Source organism: uncultured Eudoraea sp. (assembly GCF_947258925.1).
In the GTDB taxonomy this organism is placed as follows: Bacteria; Bacteroidota; Bacteroidia; order Flavobacteriales; family Flavobacteriaceae; genus Eudoraea.
Genome location: NZ_CAMYKG010000007.1, coordinates 106316 through 130808, shown reverse-complemented (window position 1 = coordinate 130808; position 24493 = coordinate 106316). Strand labels below are relative to the sequence as shown.

Genomic DNA, 24493 nt, shown 5'->3' with positions numbered 1-24493 from the left:
ACTGGTAACACTTACAGAAACACTTCCGTCATTGCCACCATTACAGGTAACATCATTGATTGTCGGTGTTGCCAATACGATTGGGTCCGGTTCACCTATTACGACCTGCTCAGCATCATAGCACCCCGTGTTTACTGTCTGTCCATTTGCATCGGTGGCAACTATGTTATAAGTACCCGCAGTCAATCCACTAATTGTGAAAGCATTGTTTGTATCCAGGGTGATAGCACCTCCTTCATAACTTACTGTATATGGTGCCGTTCCACCACTTACAGAACCACTGAAAGATCCATCACTGCCTCCAAAACAGCTTACATCACTGTCTTTGGTAGCCAATAGATCAAGGGCTGCATCAGGCCGTGTGATCGTTGCTGTCTCGGTGGTGGTACAGGTACCCGTAACGGAATCAGTCACGGTTACGTCATAGGTTCCTGCTGTAAGGCCTGTTGGGTCCTCCACAATTTCCTGTCCTGTTGGAATTGTTCCATCCGTGGTGGTCCATAAATAAGTATATGAATCGGAACCTCCTGTTACCGTTAAGTCTATTGCACCCGAAGCTTCGCCGAAACATGCTACATCAGTTTTTGTGAAGCTGGAATTCAGTACACACAAAACCAATACATCCGTAGGCTCACAATCCGTATTATTTGTCAAATCGGTATCATCCGAAATTGTGGTTATGGTAACATTGTTTTCCAGATCGGCAGAACCATCACATGGGGCCTCATCCTCAGATGTGCCATCAGTGGGGGCATCCAGGTTAACCGTAACTACTAACGTACGTGTTACTGTCTGGCCTACCGTTAATGCACCCACATCCCACTGGACTGCCCCATCCGGAATAGCATCTCCCGAATCCGTATTGATAAATCCTCCATCAGAAGCAGATACAAACGTAACATTCGGATCCAATACATCATAGATCACTACAGAATTTGCCACTGAAGGCCCCGCATTGGTTCCTGTAATCGTATAGGTCAACGTTTCCCCCTGAATAATAGGATCTACATCATCCGATTTGAAGACCGAAACGTCTACATCCGCTGTAAAAAAATCACTGGGTTTTAACAAGGGTACCGTCTGGTTACCAGTAGAAATAGCGTCCAAATCATTCACCAAGGTAATGGCTCCGCTATTGGCTACATTGATTGTCTGATCAGCACCAGTTCCGGCATCTATCAGTCGTGACTGAACATTTCCTCCTACTCCAGGAAGAATAGTATCATCTAATACCAGCCATGTTTCAAGGACAACGACATCTCCATCATCAAGACCACTTATTGTGAAGATTCCGACAATTTCATCGTTGATGAATTGCCATTGAAATGATGAAACCGTGGCATCACCTCCAGGATCAGAATGGGCTCCATCACCTGTATCAATAAATGCCCCGTATACCCCATATCCAACATCATCCCCACGGGCGTCATATCCAAAGTCATCTCCATTAGTTGTTAGGGTATTCCATCCCGCAACTATGGTTATCACCCCATTTTCAGGTGTTATATCCCCTGTAACCGAAATCTTAGTTTCAAATGGGACTATTTGTCCTAATGCCATATCCTCTGGAGCCAGGCTTTCTACCCTGACATCCGTGGTTCCATTATTGAACTCAGCTAAGGGAATCGGTATATCCCCATTACTGCGCCCGGTTGGGGCCGTTAAAATACTGGGATAAGGTACCGGGGGAATATAAATGGAAGGGTCAGCAGCAGCAAAATTCAATGAATAAGCACCACCTCCGTCCGTGAATGTTGCAATGACCTGATTTCCTGAATATTGCCCAGTAGCCGTAAGCGTAAAACTAGAACCGAAATCGTGCTCCTCAAAGTCATAAATGGCTACATTTTCGAAAACACCATTGGCATCGGCCATTGTGCTCGTAACAACATCCGGGTGGTAGACGGGCTCTTCATGCACGTTGAGTGTTACTGGTTCGTTAGGCATCCAACCCAAGCCTCTTGCGTATGCTGTTTCCCCAGGCAAATAATCCAACTTGTCAGTTCTGACAGTTTGGGCTAATAAGCCAAAAGTTGTAAACATTAAAATAACCGCTGTAATAAATAATTTCTGGGAAGGTAATGACGTAAAAATCCTCATGCTATTGCGTTTAATTGGTTATACAATACCACAGCAATAGGTTGGTTGTTCGCTAATCTGATGAGGTGTGGGGCCTGATTCAATTATGAATAAAGGAAAGCAGAATACTAAAAAGAATGTAAGAAATAACTAGAAGGGGGATTCTAAGTAAAGGGATTCAGAGTAATAGTTAACTTAAAGTAATTTAAACCATAGGCTTCATTCAATTTTTAATTGTACTTTATATCACTTAAAGAGCACAAAGCCTTGTAGTATTAGGGCTGTAAAATTGAGGACATATCGCCTTGAAGGCCTAATTTCATTGATAACTAAGCTATTTAACTTGTAGGAAAAATAACTTTTTTAATACGAATAATCTGTACATATTTAGCTGTTAAATCTGATCAAATTGCCGGAACTGGCATCGTATTGAAAATCTTTCCTGCACGAGCACCAGAAAAGGATTAAGAATACAGCTGAAATAGTAAAAAGAATTTGGCGCATAGCTCTTCAGCTGGGGTTCTTGGTCACAGCTGCAAAAATAGAACGTATTTCCTCTGAAATTCGTATAGGTTTGAGTGTTTCAGGGTTAAGTAGGCACCAGGTTGTTTTTGAATGGACCAAGAGAGCATTTGTTTTAGCATTGTACATTTCAACAGCCCTGACTGAAATTGCCCCTTTTGAATTGTCAATATAGGTTCTTAGTAGAATAATATCGCCCAAACCAGCGGCATTTTTATAGGTTATATTATGATTTAGCACTACCCAAATGAAGCGTTCCTGTAGTTCCTTGGATGTAAGATGCTGCCAATGTTCCTTTGAAATGTCCTGAATCCATTGCACATAGCGGACATTGTTTACATGATTAAGGTCATCAAGATCATCTGCCTGAACACTGATTTTTTTTTCAAATGCTTTCATTCTATTTTTTCATGATCTTTATTTCAAAGAGAATGTCCCAATTTTTCCCGGTAACAAAAAAATTACCAGTAGATGGGTTGTAGGCAATACCATTCAGCACATCGAGATTTTCATGCTTTCTCACTTTATTCTTTAAGCCTGCCATATTAATTACACCGACAATTGCTCCTGTTTTGGCATCAATGATCATGATACTTTCTTTTTCCCAAACATTGGCATATATTTTACCATCGACATATTCCAGTTCATTTGCCTTATTGAAAATAGATTTGTTGGTTACTGTTTCAATATGACTTAGTTCAGAAAGCGTTTCAGGATCCAGCAACCAAATCTTCTCGGTACCATCGCTTTTATAAATTACTTTGCCATCATTACAAAGGCCCCAGCCTTCTTTACTTTGGTCGTACTGAAAATTGCCCAGCTCATTAAAATCGGATACTTGATAGACAAAGCCCGTACCGCTTCGCCATGTTAGCTGGTAAAGTTTGTCGTTTAAAATGGTAATACCCTCACCAAAATAATTCTTCGCTAGGTCTTTTTGCCGTAATACATCACCTGTTTTATAATCCAGTTTCCGGATGAATGATTTGGCAGCCCCACCGCTACCAGTGCTTTCATATAAGGTATCCTTATAAAACTCCAGACCTTGTGTAAATGATTTCCAGTCATGGGGATATTCGTTTATTATTTCATAGGTATATACTTCAGGTGCTTTGTCGGCCAGGACCTTAATATTTCTGGTTATTTCAGCAGTGGTGCCTTCGTAGTCAATAACCGCTTTTAGTTTTTTTGAACCGAGGCGGGTGATATTGAGGCTTATTAAACCATCCTTTACCTCCAATTCCTTGCCATCTATTGAATACCTGACTTTATCTATTGTTTTACCTTTTTTATTCTTTATCGATATCGGAACTTGCTCGCCATAACTAAACTGAGTTTTTTTGCCTGCCAAGTCAATTGCAAAGAGTTGCTTGGGTTTTAGGTCTCCTTCACAAGCCATAATTAGAAAGGCCATTCCAAGTGGGATAAAAAACTTGATAAAATTCATAAGTATTAGTACTGCTGCGGTTTAAGATTAAGGTGCCCTCCATTAGGGGCCTCTCTGAGCAAAAGATAAATTTTTCAATTGCTTTTCAGCGAAAATAAGAATGTAAAACGATTGTCCCAAATTTAAATTGGTCGTATATTTGCATGAGGCAAGTCCTACACGACCAGCTCCCTCAGAATCCCCCAGGGTGGGAACGCAGCAAGGGTATGAGGTCGTAGCGGTGCGATGTAGGTAGCTTGCCTTTTTTTTATGCCTTTTTTTTACCTTCCGGGTACTTTCTTTTCAATAAAACATGACTTTAAGCGAAGCCTGAATACCTATTTTATCATTTTCATTCTCTTCTTTTTATTTGTTTATTTGCAAAGCTTATGGAACAAAAAGTTGTATTAATTACCGGTGGCTCTTCAGGTATTGGAAGATCTATTGGTATGTACCTGCAGTCCAAAGGATTCAAAGTCTACGGTACCACGCGTAATTTGAAGAAATATCCGAATTTTTCAGATTTTGAACTTATACAATTAGAGGTTGCCGATATGGATAGTATTAGGAACGCTGTCCATAATTTAATTACTTCAGAAGGTAGGATAGATATACTGATAAACAATGCAGGGGTAGGCATCACGGGCCCTATTGAGGAAACCCCGGATCCCGAAATTAAAAAGGCCTTTGAAACTAATTTCCATGGGCCTATTAATATGGTCAAGGCCATAATACCACACATGCGAACCCGGAAATCAGGCCTTATAATAAATATTACTTCAATTGCCGGTTATATGGGTTTGCCTTACAGAGGGGTTTATTCCGCAACCAAGGGTGCATTGGAATTGCTTACTGAGGCCTTAAGGATGGAGACCAAGGACTATGGTATTAAAATCACAAATCTGGCACCCGGAGATTTTGCAACTAATATAGCAGCAGGCAGGTATCACTCTCCCTTAAATGATTCTTCTCCTTATTATCAAACCTATGGCAAAACTTTAACCGCTATAAATGAGCATGTTCAGGAGGGAGAGGATCCTATTAAGGTAGCCGAGATGGTACTGAAAATAATAAATACAAAAAACCCGAAAGTTCATTATAAAGTAGGAAGTCCTATGCAAAAGTTTTCTTTGTTTTTGAAGAAAATATTACCTGACAAAGTTTATGAACGCTTGTTATTGAATCATTATAAATTGTAGTTTTGTGTGCCCGCATTGGAAAGGTGTAAGCGCAATAAATATTAGTTATTTAAATAGAAAAACAGATGAAATTTTTTATAGATACAGCCAATTTGGACCAAATCAGGGACGCTCAGGAACTAGGTGTTTTAGATGGGGTAACAACCAATCCATCGCTAATGGCCAAGGAAGGTATTACAGGAAAAAATAATATCCTTAAGCACTATGTTGATATTTGCAACATAGTTGATGGCGATGTATCTGCCGAGGTAATCGCTACAGATTTGGAAGGAATGATTAGCGAAGGGGAGTCTCTGTCCGAGTTGCATGAACAAATAGTGGTTAAGGTTCCTATGATCCGGGATGGGGTAAAAGCACTTAAGTACTTTGCAGACAAAGGAATCCGGACCAATTGTACACTGGTTTTTTCACCGGGTCAAGCCTTACTTGCTGCAAAGGCCGGGGCAACTTATGTTTCTCCGTTTATAGGAAGATTGGATGACATCTCTACAGACGGCTTAAACCTTATTTCAGAAATCAGGCATATTTATGATAATTATGGATATGAAACTGAAATATTGGCTGCCTCAATTAGACACACAATGCATATTATTGATTGCGCCAAGGTAGGTGCCGATGTAATGACCGGGCCATTATCAGCAATTGAAGGCCTTCTTAAGCATCCTTTAACGGATATTGGCCTTGCCAAATTTTTAGCAGATTACAAGAAAGGTAATTAATTCAGTGACTTAACTTCGAGAGGGCCTGAACGGAAATAGGATATATTCCTTTCTATTATCTACTCTACCTTAAAAGAGGTATAGACGTTGGCAAAAGCATCCACAATGATTCCATTATTGGTAATTATACCCCTATTGGGATCATAAACGATTAGCGTATGCGCGACATCATCAAAATTTTCAGTCCAATACTGTTCACTCTTGTCTAGTTGTGCCTGTTCAAGCATATTATTCCATCGCGAATGTTCCGTTCTTACATTTAAGCCTATAAAGGAGTAGTCCGGATAATTTTCTTTAAGCAGATCAATACGTTTGATCATATTAGAAAAATGCCTTTTTTCCGGAGCAGACCAAAAGTAAAATACAACCTTTCTATCCTTACCCAGGTCTTTTATAGAAACCTGGTTGCCTTCAAAATCAGAAACTATAAGTTCCGGCAGTTCTTTCTGGGGTTGTAAGTTTCTTATGCCGTCGTATAGGTTATTGATTTCGTGTATGTGCCTGTTATTCCCGGAAAGTTGATGAAATTCTTTAATAAAAATTTCAATATTTTCTTCGGTATCATACTTCAGGAGGTAATCCATTGCTACATTCCTGAATAGATTATCTCTTAATTCATTTTCTTTAATCAGGCTATCAATCAACTTTAACTTATGTTGATTGAAATGCAGGTGGTTTTTAACCATTTTCTTGCCTGTGTTACATCCTTTTTCACAGTCCATATAAGACAGATTGCCTAAATGGTATTTCATATAATTGTAATAAGGCCTGTAATAAGTAAGTCTGCTGTTATCGTAACTTACTTCCGAGCGATAGTTGTAATAGTCTGCAGGAAGTTCATGCATGGCTTTTTCACCCTTTTTCTTTTTATGATAAAACGGGTAGGCCTCTTTCGCTATATACGAGTTATACATTATACCCGACCGCGCTATTTCCAGGGCATTGGCAGATAGTTCATATTCTTCCGACAAACTGTTTAAAGCGTCGAGTTTAAGATTTTTTAAAGAGTCTATTTTATAAACAAATTCTTTGGGTTCCAGACCATATAAGGAATAAACCAATTCTTCTTCCTGCTCGCTGGCCAGGAATAATTCCACAAGGAAATTATTAACTTGTTCATTTGTACCGGAAAAGGCCAGGGACTCATCAAAGTCTACGGTATTTAGCCTAATTTGTAAACTGTCACCGCGTTCTAAATAAACATATTGCTCTTCGGGATAGTGGTAAAAATGATGAAGCCCTTCATCTACAGAGTCCAAATGAAAGAAAAATCGGTTATTTTCATCAAGCCTCGCCGTATCTAAGGTCATGTCTCCTTTATACAAGATAACGTGGTCGCTGGACGGATTGACAATTTCTCCGCCAAAATAGACCATTGACGGTTTTTTTTCTGCAGTGCTGCAAGATACCAGCAAGAAAACAATTAAGTAATGTAAAGTTTTTTGCATATAGAATGAAGCTTCCAAACAGGATACAAATCTAATTAAACCAAGAGGTGGAAGCTGTTAAGGCACAGTTAAAAGTTCATAATCCATGTTAATTGGGAAAGCCGTTATAAGGTCAATGTTTCTTGTTACTTAGGATAATTTTTCCCTACTTTTGCAAAAATTTTAAAAATTGTAATATGTTATCTGTTTCCAATTTATCAGTTCAATTTGGTAAAAGAGTACTTTTTGATGAAGTAAATATCCGTTTTACCCAGGGTAATTGCTATGGGATAATTGGTGCCAATGGTGCAGGTAAATCAACTTTTCTAAAGATCCTTGCAGGTGAAATTGACCCAACTTCCGGACAAGTAAACCTGGAACATGGAAGGCGTATGTCTGTTTTGGAGCAAAATCACAATGCGTATGACGATATTGCCGTTTTGGAGACCGTAGTGATGGGTAATAAACCGTTATTCAAAATCAAAAAAGAGATTGATGCCCTTTACGCCGATTACAGTGATGAGAATGCAGATAAAATAGGGGAGCTTCAAGTGAAATTTGAAGAAATGAATGGCTGGAATGCAGACAGTGATGCGGCAACTTTATTGTCGAATTTAGGAATAGCTGAGTCATTGCATTATACACTTATGTCTGATATGGATTCTAAGCTGAAAGTACGTGTTCTCTTAGCTCAGGCTTTATTTGGAAATCCGGACGTTTTAATAATGGATGAGCCTACCAATGACCTGGATTATGAAACTATCAGCTGGTTAGAAAATTTCCTTGCTTCCTATGAAAACACGGTAATTGTGGTTTCTCATGACCGTCACTTCTTAGATGCGGTTTGTACCAATATTGCGGATATCGATTTTGGAAAAATGAATTCGTTTTCAGGTAACTATTCCTTTTGGTATGAAAGTAGTCAATTAGCAGCCAGGCAGAGGGCACAACAAAATAAAAAGGCGGAAGACAAAGCGAAAGAGTTACAAGAATTTATTCAACGGTTTAGCGCCAATGTAGCTAAAAGCAAGCAGGCAACCTCCAGAAAAAAGATGCTCGAAAAGTTAAAGATTGAGGATATTAAACCATCTAGCAGAAGGTATCCCGCTATTATCTTTGAGCAGGAAAGAGAAGCAGGAGACCAGATTCTAAATATTGAAAATTTGGCCGCCAGTTCAGACGATGGGGAATTGCTTTTCCAAAAACTAAACCTGAATTTAGCCAAAGGCGATAAGGTAGCAGTTATATCAAGGGATTCAAGGGCTACTACAGCGTTTTACGAAATTATTAACGGCAATAGGAAACCAGATAGTGGTTCCTTTCACTGGGGAATTACAACTGCCCAGTCTTACTTACCTGCTGATAATTCCAACTTTTTCAACCAGGATTTGAATTTGGTAGATTGGTTAAGGCAATGGGCCAAAACCAAAGAAGAGAAAGAAGAAGTCTATATCCGTGGATTTTTGGGCAAAATGCTGTTTAGTGGGGAAGAGGCCTTAAAAAAGTGTACCGTGCTATCAGGTGGAGAGAAAGTACGTTGTATGTTAAGCAGAATGATGATGCTCAGGGCAAATGTATTGATGCTGGACGAGCCAACCAACCATCTTGACCTTGAGAGTATAACAGCATTTAACAATTCACTGAAGAATTATAAGGGTACCGTAATCTTTACGACACATGATCATCAATTTGCACAAACAGTGGCAAACAGGATTGTAGAATTGACCCCGAAAAATACTATCGACAGATATTTAACGTTTGATGAATATATGTCCGATAAGGCTATAAGGGAACAACGTGATAAAATGTATGCCATACCTGTATAGCTGAATAGGGCTTCCCAAATCCTATTGCTATGCAAACCTACAGAGTTTACTTTCTCTTGCTATCCGTTATTTTAATGGGTTGCAGTGATGATTTAAATGAAAATAAGGAATCAATCGATGACCTCCCAAGCGTTGATGCAAATTATTCCCTGATAGTTAAAAATAATGATATCCTTTCGCTGATTAATTTAAATGCGGATGCCGATAATATTACATTAGATCCCGGAATTAGTGAATTTGAAAATATTTCTTTACCCGTTATTAGTTATAGAGAGGGGAAAGAGATCAGTATTTATAAGTCTCAGACAGACTGTTCCGGTGTAATTTCATTATATGATTTTAAAAATGACGGTGTACGTAAAACTGTCGTCTTTGATGATTTAGCAAATTGCGAACTAATTGTATTGGCACTCGCTCATTCCACAAATGCTATCTATATCGCTTACGAAGTGCCAGGCCAGGGATTAAAAGAGACAGGTTATTACATACGTAGTATTGACACCTCAAATTCGGAACCGGAATTTGTGGATATTGAGCTGGAGAAAAAACCGATGCAGGCGGTTTATTCGGAGGATCGGGTATTTATTCTTACTGAGGACCCGGAAGATGATAATAAAAATGCGGTCATTGTATTGGATACCACAACCAACGAATTGGTAGTTGAAACTAACCTCGGTTTTGAAGTACAAAGAATTTTTAAAGCTAGCGAAAGCGAAATAATTATTGGCTATGCAGACCAACACACTGTGATTAACAGTACATCAATGAACGTTCTAAAGAGCGTGCGTTATACGGAGGGTAAGGAGCCAAGATTTGCAGATTCCGAATGCTACTTTTACTATGAAAAGGACAATCTTTATTACGCCATGCCCACAGACCTCAATGGCACCTCCTATCCGAATATCCCGGCAGTATATGATTTTGAATCTAACACAGCTATCCTTTATTATTATGAGAATTTTTTAACGGAACAAGAACAATCAAATGAGTTCGAAATAGGTAATACCAGTCTGGTTTCATATGATTCCAAAAACAATCTGATTTTAATTGGATATCAGAAGTCTGAAGATCCTGAAAAAGGGGGACTTTTGCGTATAAGACCCATTCCCAATCCCAAGTTTATTGATAATATAGATCTCAATGGGGTACCTTATCAAATGTATACGGACTAATAAATTCCTATAGTTAATAGTTCTTCAATAGTATTTATGCATTAAAATATTTACTATTCCATATAGCAGGGTTAAAATTCTTACCCAGGGCAAACCCATAGAAAATTACAACCGCAGCTATTGATTTGAACATAAAAAAGAAGATTATCAGGAACTCCATTTGCGAACTATTCTTAGAAAAAAGACCATTTGGCACAAGAAGTGATGTTAGAAAACTTAGGAGAACCACAAGTAAAGTAAGATTGACAACATTCTTAAACGGCCAAACCAGGATACGACGTAATGGATGCAAATCATTACCCCATTTATGAATTAAATAGTAATAGCCATTCCCTATTGGTGCAAACAACAAAGGATCATCTTTATCCGCCAATTTGAAAAGTTTGGAGGGTGCAATTATTTTAAAACCCTCAATATCTATATTATGGGCTTCTTCAAGTATTTTGATCTTGTCTATTGCTTCCTCAGGAATTTGGGCTTTAAAATATTTTGAATCAAGAAAACGAAGCCGGTAGTTGATACAAATATCTTTTATTTGATCGATATGAAAGATCTTATCGGTTTCTAAAAGATCAAACACAAAATTATTTTCAACGCTATTGTTCTTTTGCGTTATTCTTTTATGAATTTCTGAATCACTTTTGGTAGATTTTTGCAGTAGCGCATATACCTCATGAATCAATTTTTCCTCTTCGTAAGTCCGAAGTTTAGTCCTTCGAAGCTGTTCTTCGATGTTGGTGTTTTCAAATAGCATGTTTTTCTTTTTATAGCAATGAGGTCAAATGTAAGAAATTGAAACTATGAAATCAATCAGGCTAAGAATCTAACCACTGTTAATATTATGTTAAATTCTATGAAATGCATGGTAGCTTTAGCGATTATCTTCTTCATAATTGTATCTTGTCGACAAACCTATACCATTCATCGATAATTAATATAACTGATAACAGAAGCTAATGAAATTCCTGGCAATCCCCCTGAGCCTTTTCGCATTACTGAGCTCTTTTATTGGGTTCTCTCAAACCCCCTTAGCTGCATTAAATAATGATCTCTTAGAGCAAACAATTATCCGAAGCACCGGAGAATCAAAAATTCACAAAATGCTTCATGCAGCGGTAAAGGCAGCAGATTTAGAAGAAACACTAGCCAGTGATGGTCCGTTTACCGTTTTTGCTCCTTCTGATAAGGCGTTTAAAAAAATGTCAGCTAATAAGATTGAAGCTTTACTAAAGCCGGAGAACAAAAGAGCTTTGCAATCATTTGTAACCTACCATATTGTTGCAGGGAATCTAACCGCCTCAGAAATATTAAGGGCTATGTGCAGGGGCAAAGGTGCTGCCAGTTTCACTACAATCCAGGGCAATGAATTATTGGCCACAATGGATGGACTGGATATTATTCTAACCGACTGTTTTGGAAATAGCGCAAGGATAACTTCTGCAGACTCCAGTCAGAGCAATGGTGTAATCCACGTTATTGACAGTGTAATTTTGCCAAATCAATTCTCTTTACCTTAATTCAGCTCCCAGTTCTTTTTCAAATCGCTGCTGAAGTTTTTTCATAATTCGGTCGATTTGTTTGTCAGTCAATGTCTTTTTTTCATCCTGAATTGTAAACCCTACGGCATAAGACTTTTTTTCCGCAGGGAGGTTCTCCCCGGTGTACACATCAAACAAAGTGATATTTTTAAGCAATTTTTTTTCAGTATTGAAAGCAATTGTTTTGATTTCTTCAAATGATACTGCAGTATCCAGCAATAATGCCAAATCCCGCTTAACCTCAGGGTACCTGGGAATGGATTGAAAGACTGTCTTGTCATGGCTTATGATTTCTAAGAGGACATCCCAATTAAAATCAGCATAATATACTTTCTGTTTGATGTCAAATGCTTTTAAGATGGTGTCCTGAACCATTCCTAAATTAACCAATTCCGATTTTCCTTCTTTAAGACAGAGACCTTCATGAAAAATCACGCTTTGAGAAGAAACCGATTCGTAATTGGTTATGCCTAAACGTTTTAAGACCTGTTCCACTGCTGCTTTTAGAAAGTAAAAATCTGTTGGTCTGGAGGGATAGATCCAGCTGTTCTCATTTCTGTTCCCGGTTATAGTTAATGACAAATGTTTGTTTTCAATAAAAGCCGATGATACGTTTTGATAGGTTTTTCCAAATTCAAAAAAGTTCAGATTTGGATTTTTCCTGTTAATATTATAAGAAACTGCATCTAATGCGGAAAAGAGCATGGATTGTCTCAGGACAGATAAATCTGAACTCAGTGGATTTAACATGGAAACCCTTGATTTTTCCGAGTTTTTTCCGAGAAATTCATCATAATCCGGGCTTGTAAGGCTATTGGTTAGAATTTCATAAAAACCCCTGGATGCAAGTATATCCCCAATTAATTTTTGGAGTTTATGATCTTCAAACCTCGTGCTGGTTGCAATAGAAGCATTGAGTTTTTCTTTGAAATCAATATTGTTATATCCGTAAACCCTAAGAATTTCTTCAATAACGTCGACCTCCCGTTGCACATCAATCCTGTAAAAAGGAATCAGAAGACCTAATCCAGATTCCGTTGAATTCTTAACCTGTATATCCAAAGAAGCCAATATAGATTTAACAGTATCTCTGGGAATTTTTTGGCCAATTAAGCCATCAATCCTTTCGAAAGAAAGAAAAACCTGATAATCATCCTTTTTACGCGGATACAGGTCCACGATGTCTGATGTAATATCTCCCCCTGCAATTTCACGAATTAATAAGGCAGCTCTCCGCAGACTATAATCGGTATTATTAATATCCACGCCTCTTTCAAAGCGAAAAGAGGCATCTGTATTTAATCCGTGTCGCTTCGCCGTTTTTCTAATTGAGATCGGGTCAAAATATGCGCTTTCAAGAAATATGGAACTGGTGTTTTCAGTTACTCCTGTATTAATACCTCCAAAAACTCCTGCAATACACATGGGTTTCTCGCCATCACATATCATTAAATCTTCTTTATCCAATATGCGTTCTTCTCCATCCAGGGTCATAAATTTAGTACCGGGGGGCATTGTTTTCACAATGATTTTCTTCCCATGTATCCTATCGGCATCAAATGCGTGTAATGGCTGACCCAATTCATGGAGTACATAATTAGTGGCGTCAACCACATTATTTATAGGGCTAAGACCAATAGCACGCAGCCTGTTTTTTAACCAGTCAGGGGAAGGTTGAACGATGAGGTTGCTAAGCGTTACCCCACAATACCTTGGAGCAAGATTATTATCCTCTACAGAAACGGTAATTTTTAATGATCTGTTTTCAACATTAAACGTACTAACTGAAGGAGTGATAAGTTCAGTGTGAATATCTCTCTGCTTAAGTCCTGCTTTTAAATCTCTGGCCACGCCATAATGGCTCATGGCATCAGCCCTGTTTGGGGTTAAGCCAATTTCAAAGACTTCATCCTTCTCTATTTCAAAGACTTCTGAACAAGGCGTTCCGGGGGTAAGAACATCATTCAATACCATAATGCCTTCATGGCTTTCGCCCAAACCTAACTCATCTTCTGCACAAATCATTCCATGGCTTTCAGCTCCACGAATCTTTCCTTTCTTTATTACTAATGACTCTCCATCATTTGAATATAGAGTTGTACCAATTGTTGCCACAGCTACCTTTTGGCCCTCAGCTACATTTGGTGCACCGCATATAATTTGAACCGGGTTCTCTAAACCAATATCAACCTTGGTTAGCTTTAATCTATCTGCATTAGGATGTTTCTCACAACTTATCACATGGCCTACTACAACACCTTCCAGGGCACCGGGAATAGATTCAAATTTGGAAATACCTTCTACTTCCAGTCCTAAATTGGTTAGGAGCTCACCGGTTTTTTCAGCCTCCCAATCGATCTTTAGAAACTGCTTTAACCAGTTATAGGATATTTTCATTGGTTAGTTTTAGCCTTCAAAGATAAAACAAAGGTCCTTTACATTCAATTTCCTGAAGCCCTAATAGCTTTATTTTTTATTATTGGATTTATATCGTTATTTCGCAGCCAATAACGGAACTACATAAATGAAAAAAATAAACTATATATTTCTACTTGGGATACTTCTTAATTCTTGCAATACAGACAATTCCGAACCTCTTAAGGAGGGGGTATGGCGAGCTCAAATGGTGCTGATGGATGAGCAGATTCTGCCTTTTAACTTTCAATTAAAAAGAAACGATTCAGGTTATGAGATGGAGGTTTACAATGCAGAAGAGGTAGTGCAAATTGATGAAATTCATTTGCAAAAAGACAGTATTGTAATTCAAATGCCCGTATTTGAAGGTTATATTGCCGGGATTTTTAATGATTCTGTGATTCAAGGGGAATTCATAAAAGAAAGTCTGGACAGATATGTCCCCTTTAAAGCAATATACGGTGATAGCAATAGATTTAAGCCTTCAACTGAGGCACAAGCCGATATTTCTGGAAATTGGGAAACAAAATTCAGCGCGGAAACTGATGATGAATATTTGGCAAAAGGAATATTTAAGCAAATAGAAAATAAGGTCACAGGTACTTTCAGGACCAACACCGGGGATTACAGATATTTAGAAGGAGTGGTTGATGGGGATAGTTTAAGGCTTTCCACTTTTGATGGAGCTCACGCCTTTTTGTTTACCGCAAAAGTTACGGATAGCAGTTTAAGCGGTATTTTTTATTCAGGAAATCACTTTAAAGAACCATTTACAGGCCGAAGAAATGAAAGTTTTGAATTGGCCGATGAAGAATCACTCACCTTCTTAAAGGAAGGTTATGATGAATTTCAATTTTCGTTTCCAAATTCTGATGGGGAACTAATTACACTTAAAGACCAAAGATATAAGAATAAGGTAGTAGTGGTCCAGATTATGGGAACCTGGTGCCCCAATTGTCTTGATGAGACAAAGTTTTTATCCGAATATGTCAAAAGCAAAAAACATGCGAATTTGGAAGTAGTTGCTTTGGCATTTGAATATGCAAAAACTGAAGAACTGGCCTTTAAGGGAATTAACAGATTAAAAGAAAGGGTAGGGGTACCTTATCCCATACTTCTGGCCCAATATGGTAGTTCCAGCAAAAGTAAGGCAAATGAAAAATTACCCATGTTAAACCACGTGCTTTCATACCCTACAACTATTTTTATTGATAAAATGGGGAAAGTCAGGAAAATTCACACCGGATTTAATGGGCCCGCAACCGGTCAAAAGTTTTTAGACTTCCAAGAGGAGTTTGACGGGGATATTGGACTGCTGCTCAAAGAATAAATTAAAATTGAATTCGAAAGGACAGTTTTCCCCTGAGTAAATTAAATTATAGTCGATTTACCCAACCAAATGTTTTCCCGGTTGATGGTAAGGTGATCGTCGGATTCCCTGATATTTGATGAAATAAAATCCCCGACAACGTTTGTCCCATATTTACTGTTTTTATACAGATCCGGGGTTACTATATCGTTCTTCATCGATTTGAGGACAGCTATAACCAGGGCACGGGACTCTTCATCCAGGTCAAAATGGTCCAGTAACATTGCAGCTGATAATATAGAGGCTATAGGGTTAGCAATATCTTTACCCTTAGCCTGGGGATATGAGCCGTGAATGGGCTCAAAAAGGGCATATTTCTCTCCAACAGAGGCTGAAGGCAGAAGTCCGATTGAACCTCCTATGGCACTTCCTTCGTCTGACAATATATCACCAAACATATTACTCGTAAGAATTACATCAAACTGACTCGGGTTTAAAACTAATTGCATAGCCGCATTATCGATAAATAGAAAGTCCAGACTAATCTCCGGATAACTCTCTCCGATTTTTGTAACGACTTTACGCCACAATCTTGAAGATTCGAGCACATTGGCCTTATCGACAAGGGTTATTTTTTTTCTTCTTGATTTTGCGGCCTTGAATGCCATATGAGCAATTTGACTGATCTCCGCTTCTGAATATGTACATGTGTCTGAAGCAACTGTGCCATCATCGCTCAAAGTCTTTTCGCCAAAATAAATTCCACCCGTTAATTCGCGATAGATAATAAAATCAGTACCCTTTATAAATTTTTTCTTAAGTGGGGATTTATCTATTAGAGTTGGAAAAACTTTGACCGGTCTGATATTGCTAAAAAGCCCTAACTCTTTTCGCAGTCTTAAAAGTCCCTGTTCGGGCCTTATTTTTGAGTTAGGGTCATTGTCGTACTTTGGATCACCTATTGCCCCAAACAATACTGCATCCGAGTCTTTGCATAATTGCAAAGTAGTATCCGGCAACGGGTCTCCGGTTTTATCTATGGCCTTGGCTCCAACCGGGGCCTCAACAAAATTAAATTCGTGACCAAATGTTTCCCCAACCGCATGAAGGCACTTTATGGCTTGGGCTGTCACTTCGGGTCCAATGCCGTCACCAGGTAAAAGTGCAATTGTTAGATTCATTTAAGCAATACTTTCAATTTTAATGGGGCTTGCTTCTATTATTTGGTGAATGTCATTATCAACAATTTCCTTTTTCCTGTCAGCAAATTTTAAAAATTCAGTATAAACGCTATCTAATTGAACCTTCGTCAGTTCATACCCAACTTTTTTAGCTCTGTAAGCCAAAGCTGCCCTACCACTTCTTGCAGTAAGAACGATAGAGGATTCATTGACCCCAACATCCTCGGGATCAATAATTTCATAAGTTTCGCGCTTTTTAATCACTCCGTCCTGGTGAATACCCGAACTATGAGCAAAAGCATTTGAACCTACAATAGCTTTGTTTGGCTGCACCAACATCCCCATTTTATTTGAAACCATTTGACTGGTGTCGTATAATAACCTACTGTTAATATCGGTATCAAGATTTAGATCAGGGTGTTGTCTTAATATCATTACTACCTCTTCAAGAGAGGTGTTTCCGGCACGTTCACCAATACCATTAATAGTGCATTCTATTTGTCTGGCCCCGTTAATTACCCCGGCTATTGAATTTGCGGTTGCCAGCCCCAAATCATTATGACAGTGGCATGAGAGTTTCGCTTTTTCAATTCCTTTTACATTTTCTTTCAGGTATTTCATTTTCGCCCCATATTCTTCGGGAAGACAATATCCCGTAGTATCCGGAATATTTAAAACAGTAGCCCCGGCCTTTATCACCGCTTCACATACTCTTGCCAGGTATTCATTATCAGTTCTTCCGGCATCTTCAGCATAAAATTCAATATCTTCAACGAAAGTCTTGGCATATTTTACCGCTTCAACGGCTCTTACCAAAATTTTGTCACGTGTTGAATTAAATTTAAACTTTATGTGAGAATCGGATGTGCCTATACCCGTATGTATACGGGGTCTTTTTGCATGTTTAAGAGCCTCTGCAGCTACTTCAATATCCTTTTTTACAGATCTTGTTAAGCCACAAACGGTTGCCTCCTTTACAATTTTAGCTATTTCATTAACAGAATAAAAGTCACCGGGACTGGAAATGGGAAATCCCGCCTCAATAATGTCTACCCCTAATTCGTCCAAGCGCTGAGCGATTACAAGCTTCTGTTTGGAGTCCAATTTACAACCCGGAACCTGTTCTCCATCCCTGAGCGTAGTATCAAAAATGTCTACCTTATCTATACTCATTATTTTTGCATAATTTTAGTCACTATACGAATATATACCTAGGAAAGTGAATTGCTCCCGGGTCTAAGATTCATTTACAACGTTAATTTACTTTTTAGAATTGCTAAAGTACTGAAAAACAGAGATATAAATTATAATTTTTACGATGACAAATCCCCATAAAGACGCCCTCTTTGTTTTAGTTAAATCTCTTTCGAAATCTGAAAAGAGACAATTTAAACTTTATGTAGGTCGACTTGGAGTTAATACGGATGCTAAATTTCTGGGACTTTTTAATTTGTTGGACAAGCTCAAAGTCTATGATGAAAAGTCAATTTTAGCGAGCGGCATCGTTAAAAAAACGCAATTATCTAACCTGAAAGCTCATCTTTATAAACAGATTTTGGTAAGCCTGAGGTTAAATCCTGTTAACCAAAATATAAGGGTTCAAATTAGAGAGCAATTGGATTTCGCCACTATCCTTTATCAAAAGGGATTATATAAACAAAGTTTAAAGATTTTAGACAAAGCCAAGGGGATAGCAATCTATAATGAAGAGAAGAATATCGCTTATGAAATCGTGGAATTAGAAAAGATTATTGAAACGCAATATATCACCCGGAGTATTCCCGATAGGGCAGATGAACTGGCCGCGCAGGCCCGGAAATTGTCTGAACAAAATGTATTGACAAGCAGGCTTTCTAACCTTTCCCTTCAACTTTATGGTATGATGTTAAAAGTTGGATATGTAAGAAACGATGAAGACCTGAGCCGGGTAAGAAAATATTTTGCTGATAATTTACCGGAATATAATATTCAAGATCTGGGCTTTAGAGAAAAATTATGGCTTTATAAGGCATATCTGTGGTATAGTTTTTTAATTCAGGACTTTTTATCATGTTATAAGTATTCCAGCAAATGGGTAAATCTTTTTTATGAGAATAGGAAAATGATCTATTTAAACCCTGTTTTCTTTTTGAAAGGGAATCATTACTTATTGGAGTCTTTGTTTTTTGTAAAATATAGCTCTCAATTTAAGGATACACTCGAAAAAATGGAAGCTATTGTAGGAGAAAAAGACTTTTCAAAAAATGACAATATTGCTTCACTGGCATTCCAATACACTTATTCGAATAAGTTGAACCTACATTTTCTGGAGGGCACTTTTGATAAGGGACTGTATCTCGTTAAAATAATTGAATATGGCATAAACAAACATCGCGATCGCATAGACCCGCATCATATAATGATATTTTACTACAAAATAGCCTGCTTATATTTTGGAGTAGGAGATAACAAGACATGTATAAAATATTTAAAGATGATTATAGACAATAAAAATCTGAAGATGAGGGAAGATCTTATGTGTTTTGCTCGTGTTTTAAGTTTAGTAGCGCATTATGAGGCAGGAATGGATTACCATCTGGAAATTCAATTAAAGAGTACGTATAAATTTTTACTGAAAATGAATGATCTTGGGGCTGTTCAAAAGGAAATGATCAAGTTCTTAAGGCAGTTGGGGGATATTTACCCGCACGAATTAAAGGCCGAATTTCAAAAATTATATGATGAACTGAAAAAATATGAAGATCATCCTTATGAAAAGCGGGCATTTCTTTACTTAGATATCCTTTCATGGTTAGAAAGTCATTTGCAAAACAAACCTGTGGGGCAAATTATTCGTGAGAAGGCCTTGACAATTACTCGTTGACTTCCTCAGGGGGTAACATGTTAAAATCTTGAACCAGTTTACCGGGCAATTCATTAAACTCACTATTTTTTGCCATCTCACGGACTTTAACAGGGTCAAAATTACCATTAAAGTACAGGAAGGAACCGCGCACGTTATTGTTGTTATAAATCAGTATTTCCTTGACTGCATTACGTTTCTCGCGAATTGAAATCACATTTCTCTTTAATTCATCATTTTTTCGAAACACTTCAATAAATGAATTTCCGGTGATGGAATTCATTTGATTATTTAAATATTGAGTTCGTTCTGGCGTAGCACTTGGAAATTGCATATAGCGCAAATCTTTAGTGTTTCCAATAAGCGACTTCATTTCAGGAGAGATATTGGAGAGGAGTGTAAGCATAAATTGCGGCACGCGAATAGCAGTCACCTGGCTGTCATCTTTATGGGCATTGTAGAAAGCGTCCATAGAGTTAGAACTCCCACAGCCCGCAGCAAGGAATATAAAAATGACAAAAGTAGTTTTCTTAAACATATCAGGGCTTTTAAAAAAAGCATTTTACCAGAATTTCTAAAAGTAATGAAAATTCATGAACAAGCATGCCAGAGGGCATCTTCAGGTGGGGCCGCTGTTAAAAAGACAAGATTCTTTGAAACCGGGTGCATAAATTCAATACTTCGCGCGTGCAGGTGAATACTGCCATTTTTATTGCTACGATCAAATCCATATTTCAAATCTCCTTTAACCGGACAATTTATTGCCGCCAATTGTGCGCGAATCTGATGATGTCTGCCAGTTTTTAAGTCGATTTCCAATAAATAGTAATTGTTGAGTTCCTTTAATATTTGATAATCCAGAATGGCCTTTTTACTGTTGGGCACCTCTTTGGTATGGCCATAGGATTTATTCTGCTTTGTATTTCTTAACAGCCAGTGCACCAATGTATCTTTCTCTTTTAACGGTTTATTTTTTACAATGGCCCAATACGTTTTCTTGGCCAATTTGTCTGAAAATAATTTGTTCAGCCTTGAGAGGGCTTTTGATGTACGTGCAAATAGCACGATACCGGAGGTAGGCCTGTCAATCCTGTGCACTACACCCAAAAATACATTTCCCGGTTTGTTGTATTTTTTTTTAATGTATTTCTTTACTATTTCGCTTAATGGAACATCCCCTGTTTTGTCACCCTGAACAATATCTCCGGGTCTTTTGTTGACAGCTATTATATGGTTATCCTCAAATAATATCTGCAGGTTTTGAGAATTGGTTCTGTCTCTAGTATCCACAAAGTCTAGTATTGTTCATCATCACTTGGGAAATCCCGACTTTTTACATCATCAACATAGCGTGATATCGCATTACCCATATCTTCATAAAGATTCATATATCGCCGTAAAAATCTGGGATTGAATTCATGAGTCATTCCAAGCAGGTCATGAATAACCAATACCTGTCCATCAGCATATTTGCCGCCTCCTATACCAATTGTCGGTATGGAGATACTTTCCGATACTTTTTTTGTTAACGAGGCAGGGATTTTTTCAAGGACAATGGCAAAGCATCCCAGTTTTTCAAGGATTTTAGCATCCTCCATCAACTTCTCGGCCTCGTCTTTTTCTTTGGCCCTTACGGTATATGTGCCAAATTTATAGATGGCCTGTGGTGTTAAGCCCAGATGCCCCATAACCGGGATACCAGCATTTAAGATACGTTTTACGGATTCTTTTATTTCAATCCCACCTTCGAGTTTAACCGCATGAGCGCCGCTTTCTTTCATTATTCTAATAGCCGAGCGAAGGGCTTCTTTTGGATCACTTTGATAACTCCCAAAAGGAATATCAACCACTACCAGTGCCCTGTTTACAGCTCGTATCACTGAAGTAGCATGGTAAATCATCTGGTCCAGCGTAATAGGTAAGGTAGTCTCGTGGCCAGCCATGACATTACTTGCAGAGTCACCTACTAAGATCACATCAACATTGGCAGCATCGACTATCTTGGCCATTGAATAGTCATAAGCAGTGAGCATAGAAATTTTTTCTCCCTGCTTTTTCATTTCTATTAAGGATTTTACGGTAACCCTTTTGTATTCTTTTTTAGAAATAGACATAGTATTTAGTTTGGCGGGATAAATGTAAGGAGATTTGTCCAAATGATCAGACCCGGGCAGGTCTTTAAAATATTCCTATTTTAGCCATAATACTAAAGTATATCTTCAATGAGAATTTTAATAGGCGTCCTTTTATGTTTTAGTTTTAATATAGGTTTAGGACAGGATAGTGACAAAGAAGCCGTTAAGAAGGCGGTTGAAATGTTTTTTGACGGTTTTCATAATCAGGATTCGATGGCCATTAAAGGAACAACCAGCGCGGATATCATTATGCAAACTGTAGGTCGGGATGAAAATGGGATAAGTACAGTTAAACCCACCAAATTCAATAAATTCTTAAAGTCTATAGTTAGCATTCCAGACACTACCAAGTTTCATGAAAAATTGCTTTCATATAAAATTCAGGTAGATGGTAATATGGCCAATGCCTGGACTCCTTATGAATTTTGGATCAATGATACTTTAAGTCACTGCGGGGTAAATTCATTTCAATTGCACAAGAAAAACGGAACCTGGAAGATCATTTACATAATTGATACCAGAAGGCGAGATGACTGCAAATTAAATTAAATAGCTACTTAAGGGGCAGTTATGATGTCCCATATAACCTCAAATAAATCGAAAATACTTCCACTAACAATGCCAGGGAAATGACATCCTGTCAGTTTTTTCCGGTTGGCATACTGTTTGTCATTTACTTGCCGACTGAATTAGGATAAAATATTAACTTATAAAATAAAATAGATGAGCAAAATTATAGGAATAGATTTAGGGACAACAAATTCGTGTGTCTCCGTAATGGAGGGTAACGAGCCGGTGGTTATACCAAATGCGGAAGGAAAGCGCACAACTCCTTCTGTTGTAGCGTTTGTGGAAGGTGGTGAAATAAAGGTGGGAGACCCGGCTAAAAGACAGGCGGTTACCAATCCTCACAATACGATATATTCCATTAAACGCTTTATGGGAAATAAATATTCAGAATGTCAAAAAGAAGTTGACCGAGTACCTTATAAAGTAGTTAAAGGAGATAACAATACACCAAGGGTAGATATTGATGGTCGTTTATATACGCCTCAGGAGATTTCTGCAATGGTATTACAAAAAATGAAAAAGACCGCTGAGGATTACCTGGGCCAGACCGTTAGTTCTGCCGTGATTACAGTTCCGGCTTATTTTAATGATGCTCAAAGACAAGCAACAAAGGAGGCAGGAGAAATTGCAGGACTTAAGGTTGAACGTATTATTAATGAGCCCACAGCAGCTTCACTTGCATATGGACTGGACAAGAAACATAAAGACCAGAAAATTGTTGTATTTGATTTTGGTGGAGGTACTCATGACGTATCTATCCTGGAATTAGGAGATGGCGTTTTTGAAGTATTGGCAACTGATGGTGATACACATTTGGGTGGAGATGACGTCGATCAAAAAATTATTGACTGGTTAGCAGATGAATTTAATAAAGAAGAGAGCATAGATCTGAGAAAAGATCCTATGGCATTGCAGCGATTACGTGAAGCGGCAGAAAAGGCTAAAATTGAATTATCTACTTCTGCACAGACAGAAATAAATCTACCTTATGTAACGGCAACAGCTTCAGGACCCAAGCACCTTGTGATTACCCTGACTCGCTCAAAATTTGAGCAATTAATCGCTGACTTGGTTAAAAGAACTATTAAGCCGTGTGAGACAGCCTTAAAAAGTGCCGGACTTTCAAAAAGTGATATCGATGAAATTATTTTGGTTGGCGGATCTACCAGGATTCCTGCAGTTCAGGAAGCTGTTGAGAAATTCTTTGGAAAAAAACCATCAAAAGGTGTAAACCCGGATGAAGTTGTGGCTGTTGGAGCTGCTATCCAGGGAGGTGTTCTTACCGGAGATGTGAAAGATGTACTATTATTGGATGTCACTCCTTTATCACTTGGTATTGAAACCATGGGTGGAGTAATGACAAAACTAATTGATGCAAATACCACGATTCCAACAAAAAAATCACAGGTATTTTCTACTGCGGCGGATAACCAACCTTCTGTTGAGATCCATGTTTTACAAGGCGAAAGACCAATGGCTACAGATAATAAAACCATTGGACGATTCCACCTGGATGGAATTCCACCCGCACAGAGGGGAGTTCCTCAGATTGAAGTAACTTTTGATATAGATGCTAATGGTATTATAAAGGTATCTGCCACAGATAAGGCTACCAATAAGACTCAGGATATCAGGATTGAAGCTTCTTCCGGACTTACCGAGGAAGAAATCGAGAAAATGAAAGCTGAAGCCGAGGCCAATGCAGAATCTGATAAAAAAGCCAAGGAGATTGCAGACAAAATGAATGAAGCGGATAGCATGATTTTCCAGACTGAGAAGCAATTAACAGAGTTTGGCGATAAATTATCTGATGATAAGAAAAAGCCAATTGAAGATGCTTTGGCTGAACTTAAAACAGCCTACGAAGGTAAAGATGTTGAAATAATTACAGCTGCACTGGAAAAGATTAATGAGGCTTGGAAGGTTGCATCAGAGGAAATGTATAAGGCGCAAGCCGAAGCACAGCAAGGCGGAGCTTCACCTAATGGAGAAGATACAACTTCTGAAGATTCGAAAGAAGGAGACAATGTAGAAGATGTAGATTTCGAAGAGGTAAAATAAAAGTAGAATTGGACTAACAGAAAAGGGTGGTATTTCCACCCTTTTTTTATTTTCGGTATGCTATTTGTTTTC

Annotated in this window: 19 protein-coding genes, 1 other RNA gene and 1 pseudogene; 10 read left to right on the top strand and 11 right to left on the bottom strand. The window is 38.2% G+C overall.

Features of this window, described 5'->3' with window-relative positions; genetic code table 11:
* The 3 genes and pseudogenes from Q0X77_RS04140 to Q0X77_RS04130 form a co-directional block, all read right to left on the bottom strand.
* A pseudogene (locus Q0X77_RS04140) lies at positions 1–2100 on the bottom strand (hypothetical protein); the annotation flags it as partial.
* A 489-nt stretch (positions 2101–2589) separates the two neighbouring features.
* On the bottom strand, positions 2590–3000 hold the full coding sequence (locus tag Q0X77_RS04135; protein ID WP_297793458.1) for a thioesterase family protein: 411 nt from the start codon (positions 2998–3000) through the stop codon (positions 2590–2592).
* A gap of 1 nt (position 3001) precedes the next feature.
* Positions 3002–4015, bottom strand: a complete 1014-nt coding sequence (locus Q0X77_RS04130) for a glutaminyl-peptide cyclotransferase (RefSeq protein WP_297793456.1) — start codon at positions 4013–4015, stop codon at positions 3002–3004.
* A 179-nt stretch (positions 4016–4194) separates the two neighbouring features.
* On the opposite strand from Q0X77_RS04130, the gene ffs reads away from it, so the two are divergent.
* The 3 genes from ffs (at position 4195) to fsa (ending at position 5945) form a co-directional block, all read left to right on the top strand.
* Positions 4195–4293: signal recognition particle sRNA small type (gene ffs, locus Q0X77_RS04125), an RNA gene on the top strand.
* Between the two features lie 123 nt (positions 4294–4416).
* Entirely contained in the window at positions 4417–5226 is an 810-nt protein-coding gene (locus tag Q0X77_RS04120) for an SDR family oxidoreductase (RefSeq protein WP_297793454.1), read from the top strand.
* A 65-nt stretch (positions 5227–5291) separates the two neighbouring features.
* A complete protein-coding gene (gene fsa / locus Q0X77_RS04115) occupies positions 5292–5945 on the top strand; it encodes a fructose-6-phosphate aldolase (RefSeq protein WP_297793452.1) in 654 nt (217 codons plus the stop codon).
* Positions 5946–6004: 59 nt separating this feature from the next.
* On the opposite strand, the gene Q0X77_RS04110 is transcribed toward fsa, so the two are convergent.
* Positions 6005–7393, bottom strand: a complete 1389-nt coding sequence (locus Q0X77_RS04110; RefSeq protein ID WP_297793450.1) for a transaldolase — start codon at positions 7391–7393, stop codon at positions 6005–6007.
* 176 nt (positions 7394–7569) lie between these two features.
* Between Q0X77_RS04110 and Q0X77_RS04105 the strand changes: the two genes are divergently transcribed.
* Together Q0X77_RS04105 and Q0X77_RS04100 are read left to right on the top strand one after the other, a co-directional pair.
* Positions 7570–9198: an ATP-binding cassette domain-containing protein gene (locus tag Q0X77_RS04105; RefSeq protein WP_297793447.1), complete on the top strand. Its 1629-nt coding sequence runs from the start codon at positions 7570–7572 to the stop codon at positions 9196–9198.
* A 29-nt stretch (positions 9199–9227) separates the two neighbouring features.
* On the top strand, positions 9228–10370 hold the full coding sequence (locus Q0X77_RS04100; protein WP_297793445.1) for a hypothetical protein: 1143 nt from the start codon (positions 9228–9230) through the stop codon (positions 10368–10370).
* Positions 10371–10404: 34 nt separating this feature from the next.
* Here the strand turns inward: Q0X77_RS04100 and Q0X77_RS04095 are convergent, their stop codons facing one another.
* On the bottom strand, positions 10405–11124 hold the full coding sequence (locus Q0X77_RS04095; protein ID WP_297793443.1) for a hypothetical protein: 720 nt from the start codon (positions 11122–11124) through the stop codon (positions 10405–10407).
* A 202-nt stretch (positions 11125–11326) separates the two neighbouring features.
* Between Q0X77_RS04095 and Q0X77_RS04090 the strand changes: the two genes are divergently transcribed.
* A complete protein-coding gene (locus Q0X77_RS04090; protein ID WP_297793440.1) occupies positions 11327–11887 on the top strand; it encodes a fasciclin domain-containing protein in 561 nt (186 codons plus the stop codon).
* Here Q0X77_RS04090 and pheT read toward each other — a convergent pair.
* Positions 11879–14305, bottom strand: coding sequence for a phenylalanine--tRNA ligase subunit beta (gene pheT, locus Q0X77_RS04085; protein WP_297793437.1), 2427 nt, complete (start codon positions 14303–14305; stop codon positions 11879–11881). The two genes, Q0X77_RS04090 and pheT, sit on opposite strands and share 9 nt — an antisense overlap.
* 127 nt (positions 14306–14432) lie before the next feature.
* Here pheT and Q0X77_RS04080 point away from each other — a divergent pair, with 127 nt between their 5' ends.
* Complete coding sequence (locus Q0X77_RS04080; protein ID WP_297793434.1) at positions 14433–15653, top strand: peroxiredoxin; 1221 nt, start codon at positions 14433–14435, stop codon at positions 15651–15653.
* A 41-nt stretch (positions 15654–15694) separates the two neighbouring features.
* Here the strand turns inward: Q0X77_RS04080 and leuB are convergent, their stop codons facing one another.
* A complete protein-coding gene (gene leuB / locus Q0X77_RS04075; protein ID WP_297793431.1) occupies positions 15695–16813 on the bottom strand; it encodes a 3-isopropylmalate dehydrogenase in 1119 nt (372 codons plus the stop codon).
* A complete protein-coding gene (locus tag Q0X77_RS04070; protein ID WP_297793429.1) occupies positions 16814–17986 on the bottom strand; it encodes a 2-isopropylmalate synthase in 1173 nt (390 codons plus the stop codon).
* 145 nt (positions 17987–18131) lie between these two features.
* Here Q0X77_RS04070 and Q0X77_RS04065 point away from each other — a divergent pair, with 145 nt between their 5' ends.
* A complete protein-coding gene (locus Q0X77_RS04065) occupies positions 18132–19676 on the top strand; it encodes a hypothetical protein (RefSeq protein ID WP_297793426.1) in 1545 nt (514 codons plus the stop codon).
* Here the strand turns inward: Q0X77_RS04065 and Q0X77_RS04060 are convergent.
* Genes Q0X77_RS04060 through panB form a run of 3 tightly spaced genes read right to left on the bottom strand, consistent with a single transcriptional unit; the run spans position 19666 to position 21769 of the window.
* On the bottom strand, positions 19666–20193 hold the full coding sequence (locus Q0X77_RS04060; RefSeq protein ID WP_297793423.1) for a DUF4252 domain-containing protein: 528 nt from the start codon (positions 20191–20193) through the stop codon (positions 19666–19668). The genes Q0X77_RS04065 and Q0X77_RS04060 overlap by 11 nt on opposite strands.
* Positions 20194–20246: 53 nt before the next feature.
* Entirely contained in the window at positions 20247–20945 is a 699-nt protein-coding gene (locus Q0X77_RS04055) for an RluA family pseudouridine synthase (RefSeq protein ID WP_297793420.1), read from the bottom strand.
* 5 nt (positions 20946–20950) lie between these two features.
* A complete protein-coding gene (gene panB, locus Q0X77_RS04050; protein WP_297793417.1) occupies positions 20951–21769 on the bottom strand; it encodes a 3-methyl-2-oxobutanoate hydroxymethyltransferase in 819 nt (272 codons plus the stop codon).
* A gap of 108 nt (positions 21770–21877) precedes the next feature.
* Here panB and Q0X77_RS04045 point away from each other — a divergent pair, with 108 nt between their 5' ends.
* Complete coding sequence (locus Q0X77_RS04045; protein WP_297793414.1) at positions 21878–22339, top strand: nuclear transport factor 2 family protein; 462 nt, start codon at positions 21878–21880, stop codon at positions 22337–22339.
* Between the two features lie 174 nt (positions 22340–22513).
* The gene (gene dnaK / locus Q0X77_RS04040; protein ID WP_297793411.1) at positions 22514–24421 is read left to right on the top strand and encodes a molecular chaperone DnaK; all 1908 of its coding nucleotides are present in this window, start codon (positions 22514–22516) and stop codon (positions 24419–24421) included.
* Positions 24422–24493 lie beyond the last annotated feature (72 nt).

Excerpts from the sequence above, each read along its gene's own strand:
- Q0X77_RS04135 (WP_297793458.1), bottom strand. The coding sequence starts at position 3,000 with ATGAAAGCATTTGAAAAAAAAATCAGTGTTCAGGCAGATGATCTTGAT.
- Q0X77_RS04130 (WP_297793456.1), bottom strand. The coding sequence starts at position 4,015 with ATGGCCTTTCTAATTATGGCTTGTGAAGGAGACCTAAAACCCAAGCAA.
- Q0X77_RS04120 (WP_297793454.1), top strand. The coding sequence starts at position 4,417 with ATGGAACAAAAAGTTGTATTAATTACCGGTGGCTCTTCAGGTATTGGA.
- fsa (WP_297793452.1), top strand. The coding sequence starts at position 5,292 with ATGAAATTTTTTATAGATACAGCCAATTTGGACCAAATCAGGGACGCT.
- Q0X77_RS04110 (WP_297793450.1), bottom strand. The coding sequence starts at position 7,393 with ATGCAAAAAACTTTACATTACTTAATTGTTTTCTTGCTGGTATCTTGC.
- Q0X77_RS04105 (WP_297793447.1), top strand. The coding sequence starts at position 7,570 with ATGTTATCTGTTTCCAATTTATCAGTTCAATTTGGTAAAAGAGTACTT.
- Q0X77_RS04100 (WP_297793445.1), top strand. The coding sequence starts at position 9,228 with ATGCAAACCTACAGAGTTTACTTTCTCTTGCTATCCGTTATTTTAATG.
- Q0X77_RS04095 (WP_297793443.1), bottom strand. The coding sequence starts at position 11,124 with ATGCTATTTGAAAACACCAACATCGAAGAACAGCTTCGAAGGACTAAA.
- Q0X77_RS04090 (WP_297793440.1), top strand. The coding sequence starts at position 11,327 with ATGAAATTCCTGGCAATCCCCCTGAGCCTTTTCGCATTACTGAGCTCT.
- pheT (WP_297793437.1), bottom strand. The coding sequence starts at position 14,305 with ATGAAAATATCCTATAACTGGTTAAAGCAGTTTCTAAAGATCGATTGG.
- Q0X77_RS04080 (WP_297793434.1), top strand. The coding sequence starts at position 14,433 with ATGAAAAAAATAAACTATATATTTCTACTTGGGATACTTCTTAATTCT.
- leuB (WP_297793431.1), bottom strand. The coding sequence starts at position 16,813 with ATGAATCTAACAATTGCACTTTTACCTGGTGACGGCATTGGACCCGAA.
- Q0X77_RS04070 (WP_297793429.1), bottom strand. The coding sequence starts at position 17,986 with ATGAGTATAGATAAGGTAGACATTTTTGATACTACGCTCAGGGATGGA.
- Q0X77_RS04065 (WP_297793426.1), top strand. The coding sequence starts at position 18,132 with ATGACAAATCCCCATAAAGACGCCCTCTTTGTTTTAGTTAAATCTCTT.
- Q0X77_RS04060 (WP_297793423.1), bottom strand. The coding sequence starts at position 20,193 with ATGTTTAAGAAAACTACTTTTGTCATTTTTATATTCCTTGCTGCGGGC.
- panB (WP_297793417.1), bottom strand. The coding sequence starts at position 21,769 with ATGTCTATTTCTAAAAAAGAATACAAAAGGGTTACCGTAAAATCCTTA.
- Q0X77_RS04045 (WP_297793414.1), top strand. The coding sequence starts at position 21,878 with ATGAGAATTTTAATAGGCGTCCTTTTATGTTTTAGTTTTAATATAGGT.
- dnaK (WP_297793411.1), top strand. The coding sequence starts at position 22,514 with ATGAGCAAAATTATAGGAATAGATTTAGGGACAACAAATTCGTGTGTC.